General features: G+C 38.1%; 1 protein-coding gene. It reads left to right on the top strand.

Annotated features, from left to right (window positions below):
* A partial coding sequence (locus tag BMW63_RS17830) for a DUF7507 domain-containing protein (protein ID WP_139174302.1) occupies positions 1–1,101 on the top strand: 1,101 nt, incomplete at both ends.

Below are 1,101 nucleotides of genomic sequence, written 5' to 3'. Positions count from 1 at the left end.
AGCATCAGATCTAACAACACCAGCGGCTGTTGCAACAACTGGAACCTATTATATCCGAAGTGAAGTGGCTACTGGATGTTTTATCGTAAAATCAGTAGAAGTGACGGTAAACCCATTGCCAACATTAACAGTGGTAAACCCCGCTGCAGTATGTTCTCCTTCAACAGTAGATATTACCAGCAATACTGTTCAAACTACAAATACTGGAACAACAACTAAATATTATACTACTTTGGCTTTAGCCAATGCAGGTGCAGCATCAGATCTAACAACACCAGCGACTGTTGCAACAACTGGAACCTATTATATCCGAAGTGAAGTGGCTACTGGATGTTTTATCGTAAAATCAGTAGAAGTGACAGTAAATACATGTACAATAGTTTTATTAAAAGAATCTACTCTAAACAATACTGGAAATTGTACAAGCGTAGATGACACCATTACCTATACTTTTACTTTGACTAATCCTGGAACTACACCTATTACTGATATTACAATTACGGATCCCTTATTTGAAGCACCAAATCCTATTATCGCTATAAGCGCTCCTAGTGGAGATGCTAATAACAACATGATTTTGGATATAAGTGAAACTTGGATATATACAGCAACTTATGCAATAACGCAAGCCGATATTGATTTAGGAAGTGTCACTAACCAAGCAAAAGTAAATGGTTTAGTTTTAGGATCTGAAACTGTTATGGGTACATCCAGTACAATAACAAGATTATGCCAAGATTCTGACATTGCCATTGTGAAAACCAGTGACATTCAGTTTGGAGAAGAGCGATGCGCAACACTTATTGTTGGAGATCTGGTAACCTATACCTTTACCGTGAGCAATACTGGTAATGTGAGTTTAAGTAATGTAATCGTTGCTGATCCTCTTTCAAATTTATCGACTATCGCCCTGATAAGTGGTGACGCAAATAGCAACGACATCTTAGAGGTTAACGAAACTTGGATCTATACTGCAACCTATTCAGTAACTCAAGCCGATATTGACACTGGTAACATAACCAATCAAGCTTCTGTTAATGGTACTGCTCCAGACACTACAGTGGTTACTGACCAATCTGGTGACTCAACAGAGAACGATAA

Origin of the sequence: Flavobacterium frigoris, assembly GCF_900111075.1 — a bacterium.
GTDB classification, from domain to species: Bacteria; Bacteroidota; Bacteroidia; order Flavobacteriales; family Flavobacteriaceae; genus Flavobacterium; species Flavobacterium frigoris.
The sequence above is the reverse complement of the archived record's forward strand: the minus strand, read 5'-3'. Positions and strand labels throughout refer to the sequence as shown.